The sequence below is a fragment of the Symmachiella macrocystis genome, from assembly GCF_007860075.1.
Classification (GTDB): domain Bacteria; phylum Planctomycetota; class Planctomycetia; order Planctomycetales; family Planctomycetaceae; genus Symmachiella; species Symmachiella macrocystis.
On record NZ_SJPP01000003.1, the window covers coordinates 141,038 to 167,852 of the forward strand.

General features: G+C 56.4%; 21 protein-coding genes. 4 read left to right on the top strand and 17 right to left on the bottom strand.

Annotated elements, in window-relative coordinates; all coding sequences use genetic code 11:
- Positions 1–8 precede the first annotated feature (8 nt).
- The 10 genes from CA54_RS23995 to CA54_RS24040 form a co-directional block, all read right to left on the bottom strand.
- Entirely contained in the window at positions 9–953 is a 945-nt protein-coding gene (locus CA54_RS23995; RefSeq protein WP_146373547.1) for a hypothetical protein, read from the bottom strand.
- Positions 954–973: 20 nt separating this feature from the next.
- Complete coding sequence (locus tag CA54_RS24000) at positions 974–4,369, bottom strand: YCF48-related protein (protein ID WP_146373548.1); 3,396 nt, start codon at positions 4,367–4,369, stop codon at positions 974–976.
- 149 nt (positions 4,370–4,518) lie between these two features.
- On the bottom strand, positions 4,519–5,514 hold the full coding sequence (locus tag CA54_RS24005; protein WP_146373549.1) for an NAD-dependent epimerase/dehydratase family protein: 996 nt from the start codon (positions 5,512–5,514) through the stop codon (positions 4,519–4,521).
- A complete protein-coding gene (locus CA54_RS24010; protein ID WP_231963181.1) occupies positions 5,511–7,202 on the bottom strand; it encodes a fatty acid CoA ligase family protein in 1,692 nt (563 codons plus the stop codon). The genes CA54_RS24005 and CA54_RS24010 overlap by 4 nt, the downstream gene beginning before the upstream one ends.
- A gap of 209 nt (positions 7,203–7,411) precedes the next feature.
- Positions 7,412–8,008 carry a hypothetical protein gene (locus CA54_RS24015; protein ID WP_146373550.1) on the bottom strand — a complete coding sequence of 199 codons (597 nt, stop codon included), beginning with the start codon at positions 8,006–8,008 and terminating at the stop codon, positions 7,412–7,414.
- Positions 8,009–8,223: 215 nt separating this feature from the next.
- On the bottom strand, positions 8,224–8,679 hold the full coding sequence (locus CA54_RS24020) for an SMI1/KNR4 family protein (RefSeq protein ID WP_146373551.1): 456 nt from the start codon (positions 8,677–8,679) through the stop codon (positions 8,224–8,226).
- Positions 8,680–8,771: 92 nt separating this feature from the next.
- Positions 8,772–9,332, bottom strand: coding sequence for a hypothetical protein (locus CA54_RS24025; protein WP_146373552.1), 561 nt, complete (start codon positions 9,330–9,332; stop codon positions 8,772–8,774).
- A gap of 6 nt (positions 9,333–9,338) precedes the next feature.
- Positions 9,339–10,238 (bottom strand): TolB family protein, encoded by a 900-nt coding sequence (locus tag CA54_RS24030; RefSeq protein WP_197532785.1) that lies wholly within the window; start codon positions 10,236–10,238, stop codon positions 9,339–9,341.
- Between the two features lie 89 nt (positions 10,239–10,327).
- Positions 10,328–11,701, bottom strand: a complete 1,374-nt coding sequence (locus tag CA54_RS24035; RefSeq protein ID WP_146373554.1) for a DUF1501 domain-containing protein — start codon at positions 11,699–11,701, stop codon at positions 10,328–10,330.
- Positions 11,702–11,828: 127 nt separating this feature from the next.
- Positions 11,829–13,319, bottom strand: coding sequence for a DUF1570 domain-containing protein (locus CA54_RS24040; protein WP_146373555.1), 1,491 nt, complete (start codon positions 13,317–13,319; stop codon positions 11,829–11,831).
- A gap of 176 nt (positions 13,320–13,495) precedes the next feature.
- Between CA54_RS24040 and CA54_RS24045 the strand changes: the two genes are divergently transcribed.
- Positions 13,496–15,694, top strand: a complete 2,199-nt coding sequence (locus CA54_RS24045) for a BatA domain-containing protein (RefSeq protein WP_146373556.1) — start codon at positions 13,496–13,498, stop codon at positions 15,692–15,694.
- Here the strand turns inward: CA54_RS24045 and CA54_RS24050 are convergent.
- The 3 genes from CA54_RS24050 to CA54_RS24060 all read right to left on the bottom strand — a co-directional run bounded on the left by CA54_RS24050 (position 15,691) and on the right by CA54_RS24060 (position 18,252).
- Entirely contained in the window at positions 15,691–16,647 is a 957-nt protein-coding gene (locus tag CA54_RS24050) for a TolC family protein (RefSeq protein WP_231963182.1), read from the bottom strand. The genes CA54_RS24045 and CA54_RS24050 overlap by 4 nt on opposite strands.
- Positions 16,648–17,035: 388 nt before the next feature.
- Positions 17,036–17,635: a hypothetical protein gene (locus CA54_RS24055; protein WP_146373558.1), complete on the bottom strand. Its 600-nt coding sequence runs from the start codon at positions 17,633–17,635 to the stop codon at positions 17,036–17,038.
- 44 nt (positions 17,636–17,679) lie between these two features.
- The gene (locus CA54_RS24060) at positions 17,680–18,252 is read right to left on the bottom strand and encodes an RNA polymerase sigma factor (protein WP_146373559.1); all 573 of its coding nucleotides are present in this window, start codon (positions 18,250–18,252) and stop codon (positions 17,680–17,682) included.
- Positions 18,253–18,585: 333 nt separating this feature from the next.
- On the opposite strand from CA54_RS24060, the gene pyk reads away from it, so the two are divergent.
- Entirely contained in the window at positions 18,586–20,052 is a 1,467-nt protein-coding gene (pyk, locus tag CA54_RS24065; protein ID WP_146373560.1) for a pyruvate kinase, read from the top strand.
- Between the two features lie 105 nt (positions 20,053–20,157).
- Positions 20,158–21,366, top strand: coding sequence for a cofactor-independent phosphoglycerate mutase (locus CA54_RS24070; protein WP_146373561.1), 1,209 nt, complete (start codon positions 20,158–20,160; stop codon positions 21,364–21,366).
- Here CA54_RS24070 and CA54_RS24075 read toward each other — a convergent pair.
- The 4 genes from CA54_RS24075 to CA54_RS24090 form a co-directional block, all read right to left on the bottom strand.
- Positions 21,349–21,975, bottom strand: a complete 627-nt coding sequence (locus tag CA54_RS24075; protein ID WP_146373562.1) for a hypothetical protein — start codon at positions 21,973–21,975, stop codon at positions 21,349–21,351. The genes CA54_RS24070 and CA54_RS24075 overlap by 18 nt on opposite strands.
- A 216-nt stretch (positions 21,976–22,191) precedes the next feature.
- Complete coding sequence (gene hisG, locus CA54_RS24080; protein WP_146373563.1) at positions 22,192–23,070, bottom strand: ATP phosphoribosyltransferase; 879 nt, start codon at positions 23,068–23,070, stop codon at positions 22,192–22,194.
- An 8-nt stretch (positions 23,071–23,078) separates the two neighbouring features.
- Entirely contained in the window at positions 23,079–23,462 is a 384-nt protein-coding gene (gene hisI / locus CA54_RS24085) for a phosphoribosyl-AMP cyclohydrolase (protein WP_146373564.1), read from the bottom strand.
- 241 nt (positions 23,463–23,703) lie between these two features.
- The gene (locus CA54_RS24090) at positions 23,704–25,014 is read right to left on the bottom strand and encodes a DUF1501 domain-containing protein (protein ID WP_146373565.1); all 1,311 of its coding nucleotides are present in this window, start codon (positions 25,012–25,014) and stop codon (positions 23,704–23,706) included.
- A 670-nt stretch (positions 25,015–25,684) separates the two neighbouring features.
- Here CA54_RS24090 and CA54_RS24095 point away from each other — a divergent pair.
- Entirely contained in the window at positions 25,685–26,734 is a 1,050-nt protein-coding gene (locus CA54_RS24095; protein ID WP_146373566.1) for a hypothetical protein, read from the top strand.
- Positions 26,735–26,815 lie beyond the last annotated feature (81 nt).

The following is a 26,815-nucleotide window of genomic DNA, read 5'->3' on the forward strand; positions in this document are numbered from 1 at the left end:
CGGTAGGGTCAACGCGCGCGCCACAACATTTCGTCGGTAACGCCCGCTGCTGTTTGCGCTGCTACAATATCCTGCCGAAAACGTTTGGCATCGACCGGATAGCCTTTGGTCGGTTTCACTCCCGGCAACTGCTTTTGCCAGTAGAGGTTGAATAACTCCATCGCCAATTCGCGCACGTACTTGCAAACCAGCGATGCCGCCGCGACGGGCATGTGCTCTTCGGCGCGTGTTTGAAAACGAATCCGTGCTGTGCCAATACGATAGGAACTGGCGGCACGGCCTTCGGTCTCCCGGACGATGAACCGATCCCCGGCGATATCTTCCAGCAACTCATCGTACCGATTCCGCCCACCATGTTTGTCGGCGATAACGAGCGTTGACTCGGGGTTATCGAAATCAATCACGCGGCTGAGCAATTGCATACTGAGTTTGGAAAGCAAAACGCCCTTGGTTCCATATTCGGCCAGCAGGCGATTGAAGCGACGGGGCGTGACGATATCCGAGACCACCGTTCGCAACCCGATGGAGTGCGGTTGGCAACAGCTGCGCCATCGCGCGCTGATCTCTGGAATGGTATCGCCGTCAATCTTTTGCGGGAGATCCAAATCGCACCCCGCAAGCCATGGCCCGCAATCAGGCGCGTTGAGATCATCACCCAGGAGTCGATGGCATAGTTCAGTATAACGCCGCGGCGAATCGCCATTCAGTGCGAGTAGACAATGCACGGAACGCTCTAATTGCGCTATGCCTTTGCTGGGGCTATAGACCTGTTTGGAATCGGCGACGTGAATTTTCTCAGCGGTCGGTGTTGCTTGGTCGACGACGTCGGCGAATGCCTCCCACAGGTTGATGTCGTCGGGCTTTTGAGGGAGATCCCAAACGGTCGCCGTAATCACCAACGGCCCCAGATTGGGACCGTACCCGGCTTCATCCATGCCGATGATTACGCCCATGTTGTTTTACGTTTCCAATTTCAGTCGAACTTTAACATGCCGAACGTCTCGGGCCGGGGGGTGTCGGAGGCGGGGTGCGTCCAACTGTGGATTCCCACGGCGGGGATGGTGCGGATGATCCCCACGTTCCAGACATCATTGCGACTCGGCGGTTGCGGGACAAGCTCAGCCCAGGGGATGGCGACTTCGATGCGCCATTTTTTCTTGTCGCCGCCTGCCTGCACAAAGTACTTGGGATTCCATGTTACATCATTCCAGCACGCATCGGCCGTCCATCCGCGTTGATCGAACGCGAAGGTGAAATAGGTCGCGTGATCACGGTCGACATCCAACAGCAGTTGCACGCGATCAAAGTGCGACAAATCGGCGTCATACGTACGGCCCTCGTTCACCGGCCGGTCATCCGGCGTATCCGGCTCGCGGGGGAAACTGGCGGCGAAATAAAGGAATTGTGCATCGTAGGCCATCAAGGCAAATGGCCGGTCGGCACTGCGTTCGTCGCGATCAGTCCCATCGTTGAGGGGTATTTCCTGCGCGGTTTCCCAACAGCTGTCCGCGAGAACGCCATCCAGCACCGGACGCTGGGCGGTATAGACGCATAAACTATAGGGTTTGGGCGGATGCACGCGTGGAGCGGAAAACCAAATTTCGCTGCCACCGCTGAGCGACCAAGGATCGTCGGATGTCAATTGGCGGAAATGCCGATAAATGCGGTCAGCTTCGCCCGGCAAGCCCCGCCGCCGATACAATGAAGCCAGTGGAAACTGCGTACGTGGATCGTTGAACAATTCGGGATTCGCCTCGCTCATCAGCTTACCCATCCGCGTGGCGTGCGTGTGCCATTCTTTGATGCGTTCCTCCATACGGAATTGGGACACCCGCGATTCCGTATTTTGTACCTGCTGTACGCCTGCCGTGGCAGCATTCTCAATTCCGCCGGCCAGTTGAAGTTGTGGAGTGTCGTTAGGAACATTATCCAGTTCATTCAATCGCGTCGTCAGTCGGACGAGGTTTTCAGCAAAGTCGTTTTTTCGAGTTTCAATACCCCGAACCGTCTGCGCCCGCGAGAGGCTGCCGGATCGTTCGTGATTCGCCTGAGTCGCCTCCAAAACTAAGCGAATATCGGAAATCACACTCTGCTTAGATTGCTGATCGAGTTGATCAAATCGCTGACGCTGGCGGTTGCGTTCTGGAATCCGTAATTGGTCGGCGATGCGCTGCCGGTCGCCGCTGATCCGCTCATGCCCCGCTTCCGCTTCACGAGCGCGACGCCAGGCGACTTCCGAACTGGTCCACAACTGCAGTAACCATTGCATGGCTTCGTGAGCGGGCGGTTCGTCAGGAAATTGCTCGACCAATTTGGTCGCTACGGTTTCCGCCAGATCCCAATCCCCCATGCTGCGATACACGGTGATCAATTCGGCTAACTGTAGCGCCATTTCCGCATCGGTCAGGCCGTTGACAAAATCGTTCAATTGCCCCGGCAACTGACTCGCCATCCGCGGGTCATCCATGAATTTATCGAGATAGGCCCGCGATTGCTTTTGCCGCCGCGCGATTTTACGTTCAATCTCCATGTCATCCGTCGTCGCCATGAGTTGTCGCCGCGCCGGTCCTCCAGGACTGAGATGGATGCCACCAAAGAACGCACCCCGTGGAATCCTTGCTTCTTTGCTCCCGGCCGGGGGAATGTCGCAATCTTTGAGTAGTCGATAGGCCTCGCGCCGTACATTGCGGTCTTGCACTTTCGACAACCGCCCATAGGCACGAGCAGTCGCCATGTGCGTTGATTGTCGGAATTGCGGCAGAAATTGATGCGGATCAATATGGGCTTCGCCGGTGCTCCCGTCGGGCAGTCGCGCATAGATTTTTTTCACCTGCCACGGCTGGAGATTGTTCAACTCGCGTTGCGCGCTAAACAACGTTGGATCGGCCGCTGCTTGGACCGCCTTGGCAACGGCCTTGTATAAAACGTGGCCCACGGCATCGTCGTCCGCTGGTTGGTTGATCACCACCACATCGGGCCGCCACATACGCAGTTCGGTCACCAATTGTCCGACCAGAATGTCGGGGAGTCTGTTTTCGGTGATGGTCATCCAATCGGACCATAAGCGCCGCGAGTTTTTGCCCAGCCCCGGCACATCAAGCGGCAGTCGCCAGTAGATATCTCCGGCCGATCCCCCCGCCTTGACGACCGCCTCGTGCATGCGGGCATCAAGATCTGTTTGTTCGCCGCCGGGACCGGAATCAACGCGCGGTACCAGCGAAACGACGCTGCGGTAGCCCTGTTCGCCTGCCAGTTGCGCTTGGAGATTTACGGAAATCTGATCCTGTTGCGTGAACAGCGATAACAAAGCGGCGCGACGCTGCCCGCCGCGACTGGCTTGCCACGTCTGTCCGCCATCCTTGGTTGTGAGTATCATCCCCAGTGCGCCGACAGCGGCCCCGTCGGTTTCTGATGAGAAGGAGAGTGCTGTGATCGGCGTCGTCTCGCCGGTGAGTTGCCGTTGCCAACTTTTGCCGCCATCGGGCGAATGCCAAATCACACTTCCCGGACGACCGGCGATCCAGATCTTTTCACCGCGAACCGCCAAGGCGCGGAAATCAAACGTATTGCGAATCTCCGCCGGCAGGGGTGTCGCCGGTCCTTTCCAGGAAACACCACCGTTGATCGTTGTCCGCACCATGCCACCGTCGCCCACCGCCCAGGCACGGCTGGCCACGCCGAATTTGACGGCATGCAAACCGGGCAGCCCCAAATCGGTCATTAGGTTTTGATTGACATTTCCTTGAGAAACGACAGCGATGCGGCCCAGCTTGCCGGAGACCAGTCCCCGGTCGACCGCACGGAAATCCCCCGCACGCCAACCGCGAACGCGCAATCCCGTCGCCGCAGTCCAGGTTTTTCCCCCGTCGGCGGTTACAAAAATTCCCGCCGGCGAATTCGGATCGGTGTCCCCCGCAATCACGCCCGCTTTGAGGCCGAAGAATTTCATCGCGTAAATCTGTGGAATCGACGACTCGTTTGCCACCTGCCAACTCTGGCCGCCATCAGTTGTTTTTACGACCACGCCGCGACTTTGTTGTGTATACGGGATCGTGCCCCCTCCGGCCGCCCAGCCGATTTGATCGGTCAGAAAACAGACCGACCGTAACGCAAACGAAACGCCGCTACGCTGAAGTTTCCACTGCCGGCCTCCATCGGTCGTGTGCCAAATCACGCCATGCTCGCCCACAGCCCAGCCCAGTTGTGCATTCAAAAACTGCACATCATGCAGCTGCGCGTCTTCCTCGACCGGCGCCGGTTGCGGCGCAGCGGTATTGATCGTACCGACGGGTTCCTCCGCGACGGCACTGATGGAAATGCACGCTCCGAGGGCGCAAACAAAAGTGATCGACCAAAGATTTCGCAGCATTGTGTTGCTCCGCGATTGTTGAGCACTCCCAGAAACAGCGACGAATGGCGCACTTCCGCCGCATTAGCGGGCGGGATTGTATGCGCATGACGCATCTGGCAAAAGGGCGGATTCCTGCTCGTCGCTATCTTGAATCGATAGCAGGTTGCCTACGCGCCGGCGGCCAAATCGCGTTGCAGCCGCTGCATGGCTTCAGGAAAGGTCACCTGCGGTGCATAGCCGAAGTCCCGGCGGGATTTTTCGACGGAATAGTAGTGCGAACAGCTCAACTGCGCCGCTAAAAACCGCGTCATCGGCGGCTCGCCCGGCAAGTGCAGGAGGCGATAGACCGTTTCCAAAGCGCCGCCGATACGCAGGGCCGTTTTCGTGGAAACCGAGCGTTTCACCGGCGGCAGGTCCACCAGTGCCAGCAATTGATCGATCCATTGCCACAAATTCACGGGCTCCGGCTCGTTGATGAAATACGCCTGCCCGGCGACGGCGGAGTCTGCATTGAGCGCATCGGCCGCTTGCAGGTGCGCATGCGCTGTGTTTTCGACATAGGTCATCGAGACGAGGTTGCTCCCGTCTCCCACGCGCCGCAATCGGCCGGAGCGTGCGCGTTGGATCAATCTTGGAATAAGATGATTATCGCGCGGTCCCCATATGAGATGCGGTCGCAGCGCGCAGGTCGCCAACCCCCGCTGACCATTGGCGGCTAAGACCGCTTGTTCGGCGAGTGCCTTTGTGTGCGGATAATGGCAAGCGTATTCTGACGGGTACGGCAACGATTCATCGGCGTCTTCGTGCGACGTGCTGCCAAAAACCACGCTGGGCGAACTGGTGTAAACCAGCTTGGGCACGCCGTGTTGTTGACAGCCGGCTATGACATGTTCGGTGCCGAGAGTGTTGATTTCGTAATACTGCGGCCACGGTCCCCACACGCCCGGAATGGCGGCGGTGTGAAACACAACATCCATTCCCGCACAAGCGGCGGCGACTGCTGCGGAATCGCGAACATCTCCGCGCTGAACCTCGACGCCCAACTCGCCCAGTCGTGGATAGTCGCCGCGACAGAAGACACGCACGTCTTCCCCCCGGGCAACGAGTTGCTCTGTGATGTACAGGCCGAGAAAACCTCCGCCGCCGGTGACCAGTGCCTTCATGATGTCGCCCGCAATTGTTGTGTCGCCCAGACGCTGAGTTTTTCTCGCGAAATCTTTACGTTGTGCCGCACATCGACGGGCAGTGCGCGGTGAAACAGGATCGTTTCGATCGATTCAGTCAGCGGATTCCCAGCGGCGCGCTCGGCCAATTCCGCTGTGAATTTTTTTCGCGCCGGTTCGTCTTCCGGATACGCTCCCGCTTCGGGTTCGATGATAATCACCGGTTTTTGTTGTGGACGTTCGCCCACGCCGACCAGTGCGGAGCGAAAAACGCGCGGGTGTTCGTTGAAGATCGCTTCGCAACGGACGGAAAACATACGCCCGGACGGCGTTTCGACGATGTGCGCTTTGCGGCCGCAAAACCACAACCGCCCTCGTTCATCAAAATACCCGACGTCGCCCATACGATGCCAGAACGACTCGCCATCAGGAATCTTCGCCGCCAGTGTGCCGTCGGGTCGCTGAAAATACTCCCGCGTCGCCACTGAGCCTTGCACGATGATCTCGCCGATCTCGCCTGTGGGCAGTTCTTGTACGTCGGCATAGGACGGAATTGGATCGTAGTTAATCTCAATCACCCGCACCGTGATGCCGGGAAACAATTCTCCCACACACGTCCCGCCACCACTGCGCGTTTGCTCAGCTGTCTCGGCCAGGACCTGCCGGCCGGAAATCGATGCGACCGGCAATGATTCCGTCGCGCCATAGGGAGTATGAATGTCCGCATCGTCGGACGTGAAGACTTTGTGCATTCGTTCAATCACCGGAATCGGCACCGGGGCACCGGCGGAGAGGACGCGTTTGAGCGTGGGAAACTGCACCCCCTGCTCCACGCAATGCCGGCTGACAGCATTCCAAATTGCCGGCGAGCCAAACGCCTGTGTGATGCCTTGGTCGTTGATTGCTTCGATAATTTTCTGGGGATCAACTTGTGCCGGACGTGAGGGGTCCATGTCGGGAATCACCGTTGTCACACCCATCGCCGAGTTGAACAGCGCGAACAGCGGAAAACCCGGCAGGTCGATTTCGCCTGGTTGGATATCGTAAAAATCGCGAATGTCGTCGACCTGCGCGGCGAACATACCATGTTCGTACAACACCCCCTTGGCCGGGCCGGTGCTGCCGGAGGTAAAAATGATCGCCGCTGGGTCGGTCGATTTTGTGTCCTGCGCATCGAGGGGTGTCCACGGGCCGCCTAACAAATCGCTATAATTCGCTCCGCCCCAAAACCAACGCTTGCCGACGGTGACGTTGAATCGCGCATTCGGGACTTTCGACGAAAACAGCTTGCGCGCCGCCTGCGCCAGCGACACGGCGATGAAACCGTCAGGGTCGACCTGGTTCAAGCAGCGAAAGACGTTTTTGATCCCCATCCCGGGGTCGATCAACACCCCCACCGCCCCGGCTTTGAACAGGGCAAAGGTAAGTGCGATGAATTCCAAACTGGGAGGGACGAACAGCACCATGCGGTGCCCAGGCTGCACCCCCATTTCGATCAGCCCCCGCGCCAAGCGATCGGTTTCCTGTTCGAGTTGCGCGAACGTCAAATGCGAGTACAACACCCGCCCCTGCGCATCACGCCCTGCGGGAAACACCACCGCCCGCTGATGCGGATAACGGTGGGCAATGGCGGAGACTTTAGCGGCGATATTGCCCGATTGAACAGGCGGCAGAGCTGTGGTGGACACGACGATCTTTGACGAATCTAGAGAATGCGGCGGACGATTTTATGCGATGCCCGAAATCGTCGCAGAATGCCTCGCGCGTGGCAAGGGTGCGTGGTGAGACTGTTAGGTTCACCACGGAGACACGGAGGGCACGGGGGAAGGACGGGGTTATTTAGTCACGGATGGAAGACGGATTGCACACAGATGGGGTTGTCGGGCGATTCAAACTACTATTCGCCAGATTCGGATTCTTGATTGGCCGTGCTTTTGGCAAAAGACATGCGTGTTATTTTGAAAATCACCAAGACGATCGAAATGACAAATATTATTGGCAATGCCAGATATAAGAACATGATCACACAAAACAACCAAAACATTCTCCCAGAATAGGGGTTCGCTGGAATTTTCCAATCGACGCTTGAAAGCGATGCAACATTCGGGTCGGCGTTGAATTCATCGAGCGTTAACGGGCCGCGTAAAGCATTGTCTGAACGATCCACGACGAAGAAATATTCAACAGATGGATCAGCCAGTGCGAAATCATCACCTGGAAACTTGTTACGTGCTTTTTGTCCGGTCGTTCGAAGAAAGATGTGACGGGGAGCGACAATATAACCAGAGACCGGCCCAGATAGGCCGCCACGATCTGGCGAATAGATATCAAATCCTTCTGCGTCTCCCAGGCCAATGTCAAACCCATTGGCTCGCACGATATTGTAACCGGGCGAGATTTCAAGCCAGTAATCACTCATGCCCGCAGCTTGAGTGGGATCTGGCCCGAGAATCAAAATGGCAAACAGTATCGCCAGAACAGTGCGATAGCCCATGACTGGTGGACTCCTGTAGCGTGATATATCCGGCCGATTATCGTCGTGGGTCTCATGATCCATTGTGTCGGGTGAGGGGATTGCGAAGCAATCGGCGTGCGGCAGGCACAAGACGCGGCGCTGTGTGCGATACTCGGCAAGTTGATCGCACATGACGCACCATTTTTTCGCTACGCAACCTGGCCAATCCTGGCCGGGCCACCCCTGTGTAGCATTCAGCCTTGCAAGAGTTCCTCCAACAGTTCAATGAGCCAAAGGTCAAACGACTCAGCCTCGACGTCTGGTGTCTGATTGTTCCCTTGTTCATGATCCCAGAATACAACCGGACACTCGCCGCTTACCAACCTTGACGTATCCAAGCAGTAGTTATTGCCTGCACCGTCATTCATGACCGGAAGAAAGTGTAAAGGCAACGGTGGTGACGCTTCATGGCGTTCCGACAGTGTATTTCTGACAAGCCCAAGGGGATCTGGAGTGTCCATGCCGAGACCGTATAATAGCTCATAAGAAAACTCCCCCCACCCAACCTTCCGTAAAAAGCTCCGATAGCTCTCTGGAAACTGGATACCCAGTGCAGTTTCCGCAGAAGCGATGTCATCATCATTCGCTCCGGCCCCGCATTGCTTATCCGGGAAAGCATCAATGTGACTATGCATTTCAGATATACTCATAACTGCAGGGTAGCCTTTGAATCATCGAACACACATGGCGCACCATCTTGTCGCTACGCGACCCGGCCAATGCTGGCCGGGCCACCCGTGTGTCATCGGGAGATTTCCTGGCCTGTAGAAATGTCAAACAACCGTGGTACATCATCCCAACCGATGATCTCCAAGTGGTTACTTCGTATCTGAAAGTTATTTGAAAACTGATAACCTCCTTTGAGTTCCCACACCATCTCACCCATGTACGTCAAACACGCAATTCGATTGCTGCCGCGCGTGATAATGTTTCTGCCATTTGCAGCAGCGAGGATTTCTTTGCACTTAAACTCGTCGACGATGGTCGACCATTGCAATCGAAGATTAGGCAAAGATACCGAAGCTACGCAGGGGCCGACAACGACAATACACGAATCATCATGCAAGATCACCGAGTGCTCAAGAATGTCCGTCCAATATCCACTTGCGAGCAGAATGCAGGATGCGACTTCTCCAAAATTATCTGCCACACGAATGGCGCATCGTGAATGCCAATCGGCGCGCCACATATCATTGAGCACATATTCCAATCGGTATGTATTAACGTTGTCCGCAGACCCATAGGTGTATTCTCGATCCTCAGCGATCGTGACACCGTAAGCTCCGTGTATTAACTCAACCATCGGCGCCTACTCCACCACCCCCACCGTCCGGTAAACATCAAACCCGCCCCCGCGATTCGATACCCACGTCAACCGCCCGTCCGGGCCCCAACTGGGGAAATTATCGATCCCGCGTTGCTGCGAGATGTTGTGCGGCGAGGTGCCGTCGGCGTTGATCGTGAAGATTTCGAAATCCCCGGTGCGGTTGCTGGTGAAGGCGATGGTTTTGCCGTCGGCGGACCAGGCGGGGTAGTTGTCCAGGCCGCGGCTTTCGGTCAGGCGGGTGATGGTTTTGGTGGCCAGGTCGCAAGTCGCTAACTCGAAATCGCCCCAGCGGTTGGTGGCGAAGGCAATTTTTTTGCCGTCGGGGGACCAGGCCGGGTGTTCGTCGAGGGCGGCGTTGTTCGTCAGCCGCTGCATCTCTTTGCCGTCGGGGCGGACGATGTAGAGTTCCTGGTTGCCGTCGCGGGTGGAGGAAAACGTGATCCATTTTCCGTCGGGGGACCAACTCGGGTATTCCTCGTGTGAAAGCGTGTCGTTGACGGCGACCGGTTGTAGGTTTTTGCCGTCGATACCAATCGAATAGACCTCCAGGTCTCCCTGGCCGGGAGAGGTTTTATCGAAGGCGAAGACCAGCCGCTTGCCATCGGGGGAGAAGTGGGCATCGTATTCCGGATCGGTGCGGTCGGTGAGCCGTTTTTCGGTTTTGCCGTCGGCCGATCGCAGATACAGATAAATCGTCGATCCTTTGTGCCGCGCGAAACAGAGCCAATGGCCGTCCGGCGACCAGACGGGGCGCTGTTTGAACAGACCGTCATGCGTGAGACGTTCAACGGCCGGCTCAGCGGCAGTGAGGGTTGAGGCGAAGAGAGTGCATAGAATCAACACGCCAGTGCGGCACAAGAATTTTCGAGCGTAGATTTGCATACACGTACGTCCTTCAAACCGTCCGCAGCTAAGTAGGCGAGGCGCCATACTGGGCACGTCCTAATTTTTCTGGCCACCGGCCAGTTCTCTTACACCAATTCCTCAATTGGCGTTCCGAGCGGCGCTAAGCCGGTCGTGGTGAGTTGCGTTGTACCGATGCCCATTTGGTCCAGGACGGTTGTGAATAGATCAGCGGGGGTGACGGCATTGCTGAGGGGGTGTTCGGCGTGTTTGTCACTGGATCCCACAACATTGCCACCACGAATTCCACCGCCAGCGACTAAAGCGGAGTAGCACTGGTGCCAATGATCACGGCCCGCTTTGTGATTGATCTTGGGCGTGCGGCCAAACTCTCCCAGGGCGACCACAATCGTGTCGCGGAGCATCCCCCGCTGATCGAGGTCGTCCAAAAGTGTGGAAAGCGATTGGTCGAGCATCCAGGCGTGGCGTTCTTGAAATTGTATGAAGTTGCGGTCGTGCATATCCCATCCGCCATCGCCTCGGTCTTCAACCGGTTCGACGTGCGAAGACCAATTGACTTGCACGAATCGAGCCCCCTGCTCAATCAACCGCCGCGAGAGCAGACAACATTGCCCGAAGCGGAAGCGGCCATATTGTGTCCGCAGTGCATCCGATTCACGATTCAGATCAAAGACCTTGCGGGCGTCAGGCGAGGTAAGCAGCGAAAAGGCCTGTTGATAGAAGCTGTCCAACTGTGTAATTTCGGCAGAGTTTTCTACGCGGCGGGTTTGTTCGTCAAACGCTTTGAGCAGACCGCGGCGTGAGGAAAGTCCGTCGGGCGTCAGGCCGTCAATCAAATCAAGCTGGGGGATTTTGACACCCGCTTCGGGATCGTAGTCGAGCCGAAACGGATCGTGCAAAGTGCCGAGCGGTCCGCCCCCTTCGCCGGCAATGCGACGATGCCCTTGGTGCAGGTGGCCTCCGAGCGTGACGAAACGAGGCATGGTAGGCTGGAAGCCCAGTAGTTTGGAAATCACCGCCCCGTGTGCCGGTTTGAGGTCGCCCGGCATGGTTTGTCCGCTGAGGCTGATAGCGCCGCTCTGTGCACCAGTCAATCCAATCGTGCCGGCGATTCCGTGGTCGTTGGATTCGCAGTGCAACGAGCGGACAATCGCGTATTTATCCGCACGGCGGGCGAGTTGTGGCAACATTTCGCAAATATCGATACCGGGCACATTGGTTGCGATTGGGCTGTAAGGTCCGCGGTACTCCAACGGAGCGTTCGGTTTGAGGTCGAACGTGTCGAGATGGCTTGGCCCGCCCCACAGCCAGAGGAGGATCACCGATTTAGCAGGGGCGTTGGGTCGCAGCGCGGCTGTGGCTTCGAGTCGCAACAGATCGCCCAACGACAGCCCCAACGCGGCTAACGAACCGGCGCGCAAGAGTTCGCGACGGGAGATGCCTCCGCAGTGCTGAGCGCTCTGTCTGCCGAGGTTGAACATGGCGGCCTTTGTGGATAATGCGTGACGTTCGGTGGGGTGTTTCGTCGGCGAAAATATGCAGACTACTCGCCATTCGTCCAGGTTCGACTATTGCCGGGCAGGCGTCAAGCGTGATTTCCTGGGGGCGTTAGCGGTTGCCCAAGACGGGCACGGGGAATTGGCCGGCCGCCCATTTTTCGGCATCCGGACTGTCCGGGGGTGCAGACCGCACGCGGACGTGGAATGAATTTGAGGCAGAGCGCGTACCCCCTTGCATGACCTTGGTTACATATTGCTTTTTGAGCATCGCTTTTTTCATGATCCGCACATTGGGGAAGTACCAGTCGGCATACATGCCCGCGTCGGTTTCGACAGTGACATAAAATGCGAGTTCACGGAACGGGCAAATGTTTGTCAATTGCCCACCAACTTCGAGTTGGCCCCCTTGGTCGACATAATTAATCGCGCTCAGGACCACCTGCGCCATGCCATCCTCGGTGATCGATTTCCCAGCAACCCGCTTATCGGCGAGCGACACCTTTTGACGTTTGAGGCCGACTTTGAGTTGCTGTTTGAAGGTTTTCTGCAGCTCGGAAATATCCTGCCCGAAGGTCTCGCGTAGGTCGGTATCACGGCGGCCCTCTGGTTCTTGTTCTAGCGGTTCTTTTTCCGCGAGCAGCTTGACGTATTTCAGATACTCGCCTTTGTATTTGGTGACCAACAACCAATGCAGACTCCAGGCGTGTCCATACGCTTCTCCGACCAGCACGTTTCCTTGAAACACCTTGTCGTCGTTGAGCATCGACTTCCAGGAGAGTTGGCTGCCGGCCAGTGCCTGCTGGGCATACCGGCGACTGATCTTTGTGGGGCCAATCGTAATTCGCCCGGCGTTGGCTTCGAAACCGGTGGCGATTCCTTCATCGAACCAATGCGGAACCGGTGCCAGACGTTGGAAAAAGTTGCGATTGTACACCTGCTGGTGAATCGCTTCGTGCAAGGGGACTTCAAACGTGCTACAGGTTTTTAAGCGAATCGCCAAGAAGTTGGTCAGTCCCGAATAAAAACCGGCGACGTTTTTGGCCTGCAAGGCTTCAGTTTGCGTCGTCTCGGCCATGTATTTGTCAAAGTCGTTATCCGACTCAAAAATAAGCACCACGAGCGGATAGTCCGGTTCCTTGACCGGCACCCGCAACTCAACGAGAAACCGCTTAAAACTGCCCGAGACCTTATCCATAAACCGGGCCGTTTTGCGGAGAAAATTCCGTACGCGGATTTCCGAGGACTTCGGCAGTTCGTCTGATAGCACCAAGCCGACCACAAATGGCTCCTCGACGTAGCTACGAAACCGCGCGCTGCCGAATCGATCCTCTAATTTCACAGCTGCTTCGTCATGTGTGAGGGGAGCGGGGCCCGGTTTGACCTCGTGCTTGGTCACCGCTGCTTCGGGAATCAGTCGGTACTCGCCATCGGGAAGAGCCACAAGATGCGTCGCGCGGACGGTGCGAATCAGCTTGGCTTCGAGGACGACTTGCTGGCCATCGCGATCGAGATAGGTGAAGACGTCAGCTCGCAGGGAGCGTCCGCTGACGACGAAACCAATCAGCAACACTGCAAACAAAAAGCGATATACGGAGGTCATTTCACGCCTCAAGCAGAATAAGTGGCAAGCGACAATGGCGCACAAGGTGCAGCCTATCAAAGCCGCACAGGCAACGCAAAGATTTTGCCAATCCGGCCATCCACGCGTTGACGTTGCGCGCAGGTTTCCCGATGATTGGCGGGACACCCTTTGAGCCCCCCCGTACTTAGCATGCAATGTCCCTCGAATTCTTAAATCCCGTCTTGCTGTTTGGTCTGGCCGCCCTGGCGCTGCCGATTATCGCGCATTTGCTCAGCAAAAAGCGGTTTGACGTGGTCCAGTGGGGAGCGATGCAGTTTTTGGACCTGGGTAAACGGCGACGGCGGCGGGTCCGTATTGAGGAATTGCTACTGCTGTTATTGCGGATGGCGATTGTGGGACTGTTGGCCTTGGCGATCGCGCGGCCGACCATCTCGAGAGGATTCTTCGCAAACTTCGTCTCGACCGACAACCGCGACACGGTATTTGTTATGGATGGCTCCTATAGCATGGGGCGGTCCGACGGGGAGACCACGCCTCACAATCAGGCGCGGGCTGTCATGCATAAGATTCTCAACCACGCGCGGCCGGGGGATACGTTTGCTTTATTGGACGCGCGCGATCAGACACGCTTCGTTGGCGATGGCCCGCTCCGTGATGCTAACCAATTACGAACCTGGATCGACGCACTTCCCCCACCGGCGGGTGCGTCGAACCTAGCCGCCGCGGTCGCCGACGCTTTGCAGATCCTGGGGACGACAAGCCATGTGCGTCGCGACGTGGTTGTTATGACGGATGGACAAGCCCGCAGTTGGCATCCCACCGATGCGGCGCAGTGGCAGGTGATTGATGAGCTGCGCGGCCAACCTGCCGTGCAACCGCAACTCTGGGTGGTCAATTTTCAAGCAGCCGACACGCCCAGTAATTTCATTCTGGATCGCCTGGATGCCTCTCGAGCGAGGGCGCCGGTTGGATTTCCCGTGCGTGTTTCGACGACACTGCGTTATACGAGCGAAGTCGGACCGGGCGAATGTAATCTTTATTTCGAGGTCGACGGGCAACGGTTGGGCGATGCAACCATTAAGTCGCCGCTGTTGGAATCGGGTGGGGAATTCCGCGTGGAGTTCGAACACCGCTTCTCCACAGCCGGGTCGCACGTGCTCAGTGTGGTGTTGGACGACGACGATGTTCCGGGAGACAATCGCGCCGATGTCGCGATTGCCGTAACACAACCGCTGAGAGTCATCCTGGTCGACGGCACTCCGCATCTCGACCCAACGCGCAGCGAAACGTTCTTCGCCGAAGCAGCGCTGCGGAGCGATGCGGAACACTCGCCTTTCATCGACAGCCGTTTCGTCACGTCACAGAACCTGAATCTCTCAGTGATCGACCGAGCAGATGTGATTGTGTTGGCCAACGTGGCGACCTTGTCGGCGGAACAAGCGGAGATGTTGCGGCAATTTGTTGAAGCCGGGGGCGGGTTGTTGGTTGCGCCGGGGCAACTGGTGCAGTCGGAGAATTATCGCACCCTGCTGAGCGATTTGCTGCCGGGGGATTTGACTGCGTTCGTCGAACCCGAAGAGGCAGCGAACGTTGATGTGGGGCAGTTGCAACTCCCCTGGCAGATTGGTGCCGCCGACATCGACGAACTGGCGACTGCTCGTTTCACCGGGTACTGGGAAATGACTCCGCACGAACAGGCCAACGTGCCGGCGCGGTTGGTGTCGGGGGATCCGCTGTTGGTGTCTTCTCCGGTCGGTCGCGGACGCGTGATGCTGCTGAGCACGCCGTTGGATGCCGACGGCAGTACTTTGCCCACGAAGTCCGTGTATGTCGCTTTGTTACATGAAATGCTGTTTTATTTGGCGGCAGCAGAGGAATTTCCCCTCAACGTCAATGTCGGTGAGCCGTTGTTGCAGCCATTGATTGACGAGGCAGCGGAAGCGGAAATTCGCGTGAATCGACCCGACGGCACGACGGCAACGCCCGAGATTGGGGGCGAACCGCCGTTGGTCCGGTTTGACGACACATCTGCACCGGGCGTTTATGAGCTGGAGCAACCCCGCCGTAATCGCGGCGGCACGCGTTCGTCCGTGGCGACAAGGTTTGTGGTGAATTTTGATCGCGGTGAACGCGACCTCACGCCGCTCTCGGTGACAGAGATCGAAGAGCTTTCCGCCGACGGGCGAATCACGTTTGTTGATTCTCCGGATGACTTGGAAGCACAATTACTCACCGACGATTCCCGGACCGAACTGTGGCAGATGTTAGTCGTGCTAGTATTCGCACTGTTGTGCTTAGAAATCTGGATGACTCGCCGTTTGGTCCAAGGCGGCCATGCGGTGTTGGATGCGGCCGCGAGCGCCCATCCGCATCCCCCGCAGGGTACGACCTAACGTCTCGTCTCACCCTTTTGTTTTGGCGCGTTAGGTTTTTTGGCTTTCGGCGTGCCGTAACTCCATGGTCCAGGCGAGGTATAAGATCGGCGAGTTGCTGAGGCGCCGGTCTTTCGTTTCCAGAATTCCTGAAGGGGAATCGCTCCTTCCGGCTCCTGGCCTTTTGCGGTCACGAAGATCCCATAATCTCGCACGACAAAGGTAAGGTCAGGGTACAAATCCATAATGAGTTGTAAGACCGCACCCAGCGAAATGTTGCTAGCCTTAACGGTATATTCGTTCTTCCAATCCTGGTTTTCAGCCTTGATTTTTTGGAAGGTGGTCGCATCAACGATGATCTGAACGTCGTGTAGCGTATTCAGGAATTCGACCAGGTCTTCGACAGAAACAAACTCGACATCGACCTGGGTCTGATCATCCAGTGCGTGCTTTAACCTGCCTAACGCTGCAGACTCACGGGCACCGGCCCGGACGTTGCTTTTCAGGGGTATCACTCGCACATTATTTAGGGCTAATAAAACGTCATCCGGCATTGCCGCAACGACGGTTGAGTTTTTTGAGCCCGATCCCTTGCCGCGCATCGACATTCCCACAGTCCCTCTTGCCGCGACCGGTTTCTGTGTCCCCAACACGTAGGGGATTTTCGCTTTAATTTCGGCCAATTTGGCTTGGGACTGGATGAGCGCAACTTCCGCTTCATTTTCTCGCCTCTCGGCTTCGGCAAGTGCGATTGGTGTCGCTTGGCCTACTTTGTACATTGCTTGCACTTGTTTCGACTGATTGCGCGCGATCTGCACATTGGCCTCGCCGCGACGGACCAACTGCTTTTGTGTGTGCCACGCCTCTCGCAATTCCATGACTTGCTGCATGACGTTTAGTTGCATCCGCTTGAGTTGCGCTGCCGCGGCAGTCACTTGGCTGGCCGCGACGCCGATGTCGGGGTTGTTTTCCAACGCGGTCGCCAACATCTCGGCCAGCGGCGGGATTTCGTCCTCTGGTTTTTCCTTGGCATCTTCGTCGTTTGATTGCTTACCTTTCCGCCGGCCTCCCCCAAGCCGGTCGTCATCGTCGTCATCCGATTGCCTGCCAAACCCACGGCTACGCCCACGTCCACGTCCACGATTACGCCCGTCCTCGTCCTTCGGTCGCTTGCCACGCAGATTAAGATTTGAGTCAGTCGACTCCTTCGTCTTCGTAGGCTCGTCAGCCTTCGTCTCTGGGTCTGCCGCAGGAGTGGACGGAGTGCTCTTCTCTTCCGCCTCTTGTCCAAAGAGCAGGCCGGACTGCGTTATCAGCAGTGTGCAACAAAACACGGCGGCCAGTGCCTTGATGAATGAGTAGTTATCCTTGATTGCGCGCATCGTCGGTCTCCCAATGGTGGTCGAGTTTCAAGGCACGGAACAGCCACGTGCCCTCGTCGGATTGTTGATTGACTTCATCTTCAGTGGAATATCGCAGTGCCATCTGATAACACCGCGCCGCCCCCGCCGGATCTTGTTGTTCCAACAGATACTGATCCCCCAAGTCCCGCAAGGAGAGGAACCGCGATTTCTTTTTTCGAGGTTTGTGCCGCAGCGCAGTCGACGGCCGTTGCTGTCGCTGAGGCTCATCTTGCATTTCAGCATCACTGCCTGTTTCGACAGCAACGACCGGTGCCGTAACCGCGAGAGGCTCCGTCATGATGTCGTCCTGCACAGCCGCGCTTGGCTCGATCGCTTTATGGTCAACGACCTCGCGCACGGTTTCAGACGAAGCGCCATCGGCCATCAGCGAGACGGTTAGCAGACCAGCCAAATAACAGCCGACGCAAGCCGCAAACATCCCCGTCCGTCGATAATATCGTCGCCGCCGAATCACACCGGTGGTCTGTGACAGAAGTCGCGCCCGTAATTCGAGCACACGGTCTTCGGCCGCTGTTGGTTTTTGATGTTCCTGATTCATGAATCCTGCTCCACGTAAACTACCGCTCGAATATCAGCAAAAAATCATGGTGACAAATCTTCCCGCTGCAAACATTCCCGGCGGAATGCCTCGCGGGCTCGGCTTAACAGCGATTCGATTGCTTTCGGGGTTTGACTGAGGCTGTGGGCGATTTCGGCGACTGGGAGGGCGTCGACGTATTTGGCCCGTAAGACTTGTTCGTATTGATTGGGGAGTGCCGCCAGAGCTGCAGCAATTTGTTCGGCCTGTTCGCGATTCTCGGCAGCCGCTTCAGGAGGCAGACTGATCGCCTGTTCCCAATCCAGTTCCCCCGAGCCCCCCGCTCCGGCCCGTTGCCGGCGAAATTGATTGCGTAACTGATTGGCGGCGATGCCGCGCACCCAAGCTTGAAACGTGCCTTGCCGCGGATCAAAACGGCGAATTCTTCGTACTGCGGTAAGCCAGGTCTCCTGCACCGTTTCTTCCCCCAGCGACGACATCCCCCCGCAGCGCCATTGGACATAACGGTAAAGTGCATCAAAATTCTCATCATACAGCGCATGCCACGCCTGTTCATCACCAGCCAACACGGCCCGATGTAGGACAGATTCACGATGAACGGTTTCGTCACAACCCATCTGCCGGCGAGCTTGTTGTTGAAGGTTGGTTATTTAACAGACTATTGTCGTTATACCGGCAAATCCTTCGCAAATTCGCGCGGTTTCTTAGAAAAAACCTGAGACATCGGTCATTTCCAGATCGTTTGTTTCTTTCCCGGATACTGTTTGGGAACCAACCTACGACTTTTTTCATCCGTGTTTTATCCGTGTTCAATCTGTGGCTATGAAAACTTTCCGCAGGAACCAACGAATCCACGGGCAACGGAACGAAACCTGCACCTTTGCAGAACTGCTCAACTGGGTTATGCTCAGGTGTCGGCTGTTCGAAGCCTTAGATGTAGGGAGACACTTGTGACTTTTGACGGTCCCTTAATTAAAAAACGATCCGTAAAGACCAAGATCATCGCCACTGTCGGTCCGGCGAGCGAAGACCTGTCGGTGATACGCCAGTTGGCAATTGAGGGGGTCGACTTATTTCGCTTAAATTTCGCGCACGGCGACGCGAACTGGCTGGCGACGATCGTCGAACGAATTCGTCAAATCGAAATTGAGCTGCAGCGGCCGATCGGGATTCTGGGCGACCTGTGCGGCCCCAAAATCCGCCTCAATGAATTGCCAGACGACTTGATGCATTGCAACGAAGGCGAAGTCTTTGAATTCGCCCGCGAAACGGACGCCGATCATCCGCGTCGGTTGACCTGCACCTACGAGCAATTGGTCGACGATCTCCGTGTCGGGGATCCGATTCTAATGGCCGATGGAACCGTCTCGATGGTTGTGACCGAATGCTATCCTGAAGAAGGACGGGTGGAATGTGTCGTCGAATTGCCCGGTGTCATCCGCAGCAAACAGGGCATCAATCTTCCCGGTGCAATCTTGAGCACCCCGAGTTTAACGGCCAAAGACCACAGCGACTTAGCCTGGGCCGTCTCGCATGAGATTGACTTCGTCGGGTTAAGCTTCGTCCGCAGTGCCGAGGACATTTTGTTGTTGCGACGCGAAATCAACGCCTTTGGAGACAAATCACAGCCGCAAATCGTTGCTAAAATCGAAAAAATGGAAGCGGTTGACGATCTGGATCGAATCCTGGAAGCGACCGATGCGGTGATGGTTGCCCGCGGTGATTTGGGGGTCGAAGTCGACATTGCGCAGGTCCCGGTCCTTCAAAAACGAATTATCAACCTCTGCAACCAATACCGCATTCCCGTGATTACCGCCACGCAGATGCTGGATAGTATGGAACGCAGCAACCGCCCCACGCGTGCCGAAGCGACCGATGTGGCAAATGCCGTTCTGGACGGTAGTGATGCTCTGATGCTTTCCGGTGAAACCGCCATCGGGCAATATCCGATTGATGCGGTCTCGACAATGAGCCACATCGCCCACGAAGCAGAACGGCTGGTCCGCACCGGCGTCGATGCCGATCGAATGAGCGGGCCCCGGACCCGGGCGCTGGCCATGACCGAAGCGGTGGCCGCTGGAGCCGGTGCAGCGGCTGAGCAACTCAACGCAGACTGGATTGTCGTTGCCACACACAGTGGAAAAACCGCGATGTCTGTTTCCAAGCAACGTCGGCAAGTTGCCATTCTGGGGCTCAGCGACCGTGTCGAGACCGCACGGAGCATGTGCTTGTATTGGGGTGTGACGCCGATGCTTACCGACGTGGTGAATCAGCAACCGCAAAAGATCATGAAAGTCGTCGCTGAATGGGGCCGCCGCCACTCTGTGATTGCATCGGGGGACGAAATCGTGCTCATCGCCAGTACCAACTGGTCCACGCGCGGGCACGACTTGATGTTGGTGCATGTCGTGCCTTGATTGGCACAATTCACAACAGGGATTCGTTTGCGCAAGGGTTTCCACTATACTGACGCACCGATTTCCCTTTTTTTAACAGTCACACTTGCCTGCAAACTTGCCTCTATGAAATACGCCCTGATCATTCCCGATGGCTGCGCCGATGAAGCGCAACCCTCCCTTTCCGGCCAGACTCCGTTACAAGCGGCGGCAACGCCGAATATGAACGCCATTGCCGAGACCGGCATCGTAGGACAAAGCGACAACGTCCCCCCTTCGCTCCCCTCCGGTAGTGATGTCGCCACGATGAACCTGTTTGGCTACGACGCACTCAAGTACCACACCGGCCGCGCGCCGCTGGAGGCGGCCGCTCAGGGAATTGTTTTGGGACCGCACGACTGGGCCGTCCGCTGCAATTTGGTGACCATTCAAGATGGAAACATGGTCAGCTTCACGGCTGAACAAATCCCCAATGCACTCGGCGCGCATTTAATCAGCTTGATGCAAAACGCGTGTGGCGATGACCATTGGGAATTTCACACCGGCGTCAGCTATCGCAATCTGTTGATTTATCGCGGCCACGGAGATGCCCCTCCCTTCGACGCCACCACGACCACCTACCCACCGCACGACTTGACCGACGGTCCCGTGGCTGGACATCTGCCCTCAGGCACCGGGGCGGAGACGCTTCAACAGTTCATACAACAAAGCGAACAACTCTTCGCGGAGGATGAACAAAACCGCGCCCGCGCGGCCACCGGGCAATTGCCGGCCAGTTCCGTCTGGCTGTGGGGCCAAGGCAGCCGGCCGCAGCTCGAACCATTTCAAGAGCGTTACGGAAAATCGGCTGCTGTGATCACAGCTGTCGACCTGTTGCGGGGAATTGGCCGACTGCTGGATTGGCGAATTGTCGACGTCCCAGGCGCCACCGGTTACCTCGATACGGACTACGCCGCCAAGGGCCGCGCCGCTATCGAGACACTTCAAGAGGTCGACTTTGTCGTTGTTCATGTTGAAGCCAGTGACGAAGCCTCGCACGAAGGGGACGTCGCTGCCAAAATCGAAGCCTTGGAACAAATCGACCGGCATATCGTGGGACCGGTGCACGAGTATTTGAAATCGACCGGTGATTACCGCATCTTGGTCTCGCCCGATCATCCCACGTTCCTCCGCACCAAGACACACGCCCATGGCTTTGTCCCCTTTACCATCGCGGGAACAAATGTCGCTCAAGGCGAAGCTCAAACCTATGACGAGGTGACCGCAGCCGCCTCGGGCAGGCAATACGCTGCCGGGTGGACGCTGATGGCGGACTTCTTAGAGGGAACGTTTTGAGCTGACCGGTTTCCCCAATTCGAGCCAAGGCTCAATCTCTTGCTGTTGCCGCAGATTGATCCAGCCCACGCGGGGAATGCTCTTGGCCAATTGATAAAAGTGACTATCGATCAGCCGTCGCGACTGTACGGCGGCAATGTCGCGTTTTTTGGGTAACGACACGGATTTGGCGAACACCAGTTCTGCCGCTTCGAAACAGACTGCTGCCCGGGCGGCAATGCTGTCGCTGGTCACTTCCCAGTTGTGGGGTAAAGCCTCGGAACTATTATCGTCGTGACGTAAAAATGCCTCACTGGCTAAGACGGTCACCTGTCCCGCTTTGGCATGAGCTGCGGCCTCCGCAGGAGTAGAAACCGGCACGCATTGCGGTAGCACATTGCACAACAAACCTTCGTTGATGCTGAGTGACCGGACCGCCAACCAATGCGCGGCTTCGTCTCCCAAGCTGTGCACGGCATCCCAACGGCGTACGACGTCAGCGACGCCTCCGCCTCCCACTGCCAACACCGCCGTCGTTTCCGGACGCTGCGCAATCAACCCTTCAACCCGCTCCGCCAGACCGGCAACTTCCAACAAACTGCCACCGATTTTAAATACAGTGATAGGCATTAAGAAATTAGGGTGCGTCGTGACGCACCTTTCTATACAAAGACAAAGGATTAACCCAACGCCATACACCTTGGCGGAAAGACTGCCGTTTCGATGGAACATGGATCGTCATCCGTTGTGAAAAACCCTCACCCCGGCCCTCTCCCAAAGGGAGAGGTAGATGACATCAAAAACGGCTCAGCTGGAACTTCGCCCTCCCGCTGCGCGTCATTTTACTTAATCGATAATTTTGTTGATCGGTGTCTCTACGATGCCTTGTGCGCCGGCGGTGCGCAGTTTGGGTACGATTTCGCGGACAAATGATTCATCCACAATTGTCGAGACCGCCACCCATTGCGGATCGGACAGCGAGGCCACGGTTGGTTTTTGCAGCGCCGGCAATGTGCTTAATACCGTTTCTAGGTCAGCCCGCGAAACGTTCATCATTAAGCCCACCTTTCCCTCAGCAGCGAGGCAGGACTGCAGCATCAAGGCGATGTTGTCAATCTTCCCTTTTTTCCACGGGTCGGCGATCGAGTCGTTGTTGGCAATAAACCGCGTGGTGCTTTGCAACACCTCCGCGACGATCCGTAGATCGTTTGCCCGCAACGACGATCCCGTCTCGGTGACCTCGACAATCGCGTCGGCTAACTTGGGCGGTTTGACTTCCGTGGCTCCCCAGGAGAACTCGACATTCACGTTCGTGTTGTGCTTGGCAAAAAAGGACTTTGTCAAACCGACCACTTCGGTCGCAATCCGTTTGCCTTCCAAATCCTCCGGTTTTTGCACGGGCGAATCTTCAGGCACGCACAGCACCCACCGCACTGGGCGACGGCTGACTTTTGAAAACATCAGTTCGCAGACCTCGGTGACATCGGCGTCGTTCTCGACCACCCAATCGTGCCCGGTGATGCCCGCGTCCAACAGGCCCTGCTCGACATACCGCGCCATTTCCTGTGCGCGAATCAACAGGCACTCGATCTCCACGTCGTCGATTTCGGGATAATACGAGCGCGAGGAAAACTTGATGTTGTAGCCCGCTTTTTTAAATAGCTCACCCGTGGCGTCCTTCAAACTGCCGGCGGGGATGCCCAATTTCAAAATCTGTTCAGCCATGTGTGTCGTCAATTCTTCTTGTAGACTTCTTTCGGATCAAAAACGCGTTCGCCCACCGTCTGGAAGTTTTCACCCCCATCGGTGACCTGGCGGAAGAAACAGCTCCGGTAACCTTCGTGGCAAGCAGCCCCGCCGATTTGGTTGACCTTGATCAGCAGCGTGTCGGCATCGCAATCAAAGTAAATCGCTTTGACCTCCTGCACATTGCCGCTCTCTTCGCCTTTGCGCCACAGTTTATTGCGGCTGCGACTGAAATAACAGACGCGGCCGGTCTCGAGCGTCTCTTGGTACGCTTCGGCGTTCATATAAGCCAACATCAACACATCGCCGGTCGCTTCGTCTTGAGCGATCACCGGCAACAGCTCCGCCTTAGAAAAATCAGGTCCCGTCACGGTTCAGTTTCCGTTATTTGTATGGTTTGGTGATTCCATGGAGAGCGCGCCCGCAGGGTACGTCGCAACGCACCTTTTACTCGAAAAAGCACAGACGCCCCCAAGCCAGTAAGGTAACACGAACCGCCGCACGTGGCCAGTTTGTGGGCGGGGAAAAGTGGGGCATCCCGGCACGACGCAAAATTGCTCACCGATTTATGAATCCCCGCTCATCCGGCGCAGCCCGGCTAACCACCGCCACTCACACCAATTCGCGGATCAACTCACGCCGTTCCAGCACGTAGCGTGGGCGGCCGGCGAAATCGTCGAAGGTCATGGCGGGGTCGATACCCAGGTGACGGTAGAGCATGGCGAGGACGTTTTCCGGCTGGTATGGTGCCTCGGCGGGGATTTCGCCTTTTGAATTCGAGGCTCCCAGAATCCCCGGCTTGAGTCCGCCGCCGGCGAGGGCGACGCTCATTACGGCTCCCCAGTGTCCGCGGCCCGCATCTTTATTGAAGCGGGGTGAACGGCCAAATTCGCCCATGGCGACCACCAGGACGTCTTGTTGCAGTCCACGGTCGTAGAGATCGTTCACCAAAGCGGCCATGCCGCGGTCGAACTCAACGCCGTTTTTGACAATCCGTTTGGGCAAACTTCCGTGGTGGTCCCAACCGGTGCTGCGGACAGTGACACACGTGACCCCCGCTTCGACCAACCGCCGCGCCAACAACATGCCCTGTCCGGCAGTGCTGCGGCCATAGGCGTCGCGGAGTTTGACGTCTTCACGAGTAATGTCAAACGCCTCGCGCGCCGCTGAGCCGGAGACCATATCAAATGCTTGAGTCGTGAACTGATCGATCGCTGCGGAAGAACCTTCAAGATCCAACATCCGCCGGTCATCATCCAATGCTTTCAGCAATCCGCGCCGATCGTCGAGCCGTCGCATGTCCATTCCGCCGGCCAAAGCCAGGTTGCGGACCTTGAACTTCTTTTTGGAGGGATCGTCGATCGTTTCAAACGCATTGCACCCTTTGCCCAAATGCGCCGAGCCGCCGTTACGCATGGTATTAGGGATCGCCACATAAGCGGGTAAGCCCGCGGTGTTCGCGCCGCGAACTTTGTGAATCACCGAACCGAAACTGGGCATCTGATTCGGCCCCCCCTTGGGGCCTGTCTTGTAGTATCCGGTCTGCGACAGGTGGCTCGACGGATCGTGGTTGTTTTTGCGGTGATGGATCGAACGGATGATCGTCAGCTTGTCGAGAATCTTGGCTTGCTGCGACATCGTCTCGCTGAAGTACGCGCCCGGTTGGTTCGTCTGTACTGAACTCATCGGTCCGCGATATTCCACCGGCGCCAACGGTTTGGGATCGTAGGTTTCGAATTGCGTCGGACCACCAGCCAGCTCAACAAAAATTACAGCGGTCTTACGTGAGGCTTGTCCGGCAGCAGCGCGTTGCCGCAGCAAATCGGGCAACGTAGCCGCCCCCAGTCCCGTCAACCCAGCCTGCAGGATCGTCCTCCGTGATACGTTTCCGCAATCGTGTTGAATTGAGACAGGGGTTTGCATCACCGCTCCTTCCAAGGACAAAACGAATCGCAGACAAGACGGCCACGGGCGAACCCATCAACCATTATCAATGTATCGGCTGTGAAGAGGTAGGTCAATTAAAGTTCGGTTCTCCAGTCAAATCGTGGTGGACGCGTAAGTGCGCGAGTCCATCCTTGAATGCTTATTTTCAGCGGGATAGCTGATTTCATAAAACGATTCGGGATGATATTGAGAAATTCCAGAGATGGCTGTAACACCCATATGCCGAGCAAGAATTGCCCCGTCAATTCGGGCAGTGGATTCGATGCAAAGTGCCTGCAGCCTTCTGTCCAGCGAATTCAAACGAAGGTGACGGGAACCGACCGGGTATCTACCTAGAATGAATCTCCCTTGTCGGCTGAGGACGGCCCGTGTTTCGGCGTCTGCCACTTCAATTCAGCGATGGCAATATGGGAGCCGGTGACCGACGTGAAAACAGGATTTGTGGGTGTGACCGTCGTGGTTCGGCAACGGAAGGTTATCCGAAACAGCTGAACTCGTCCGGTCGCCCATTTGGGCCATCAATTCTCATGGATGATGGCGTCACCAGAACCGCGCGGCGGAAAGCTGTCAATTCGAACTGGCAACCAGTAAGATCCAGTGCCTTTCCCTCTGTCCAGAAGTCCCACGAAGTGCTGGCGTAAAGAACATGAGCAACTCCAATTTGACGTACATTGAGTCAGTCCAGGAACGCCCGGCAATGTATATTGGGTCGAAGGACTTCTTCGGGCTCGTGCATTATATTGTTGGCGCGGTGAACCTCAATCTTCGACGCCAGCCAACGTACCTCACCTTTTCGCTCGCCAACGGACGATTCACGATCGAGTCCGATGCCGATTTGAGAGTGGAGCAGTACGACGATGGAACGCTCTCTCCGTTTGAGAGTTTGCCAAAGCAAAAATCTGAATACTGGATCGATGCCGACTATGACGGCACAGTTCTCAACGCCTTCTCGGCATCGTTATCTGTCGAAGCGTCTTCTCTCCAACGTCAATGGGCGATTGAGTATCACAAAGGTTGCCGCGAATCACTCCATATCCAAGAGGCGGACGCCACGACAAAACCTTATTCAAGGATTTCATTTGTTCCCGATCCAGCAATCTTCAAAGTCAAGGCGTTTTCTCCCTACAACTTCCACAGCTATCTGAAACGACTGAGCTTCCTGAACCCCGATGTGCGATTTGGCGTCACGATTGACGGTCGGAAAGAAGAGTACCATTTTGCAAACGGGATTAGAGACATGTTCGAGTGCGTCTCGTCGCCATATCAACTCTTGCACGAGCCGATCCATTTTCGAGTCACAGAAGACAACGTCGATATCGAGTTGATCTTCGCCTTTCAGAGCTGGAAAGGTGATGTGTGCTGGTCGTTCATCAACAAGGGGCGTGCGGTGGAAGGTGGAACGCACGAAACAGGATTGGCGGCCGGTCTTGAAGCCATTCGTGCCAAACTCGATATGGGAGGGGATGGAGTGATGTATGATCGCAACAACGGGATTGTGGGCATCATGTCGCTGAGTTACGCGGATATTACTTGGTCAGGTTGTATCAAGGCGAAAATCAAAAACCCCGAACTTGAGCCACTCGTCGAGCGACTGGTTACCAGAGAATCTTCGAAATGGATTGAGGAGCATCCACAAGTAGCGGCTGAAATAAAGGAAATTGGGACGTTCACTTTCCCTGAGGCTGCGGAACTCTAGTCAAAACGAATTAAGGAAGGACTCAGCCCGACATAATTTGGACTATCGGCCTTGCCAGGATTCCTGCACAGCGGTCCGACG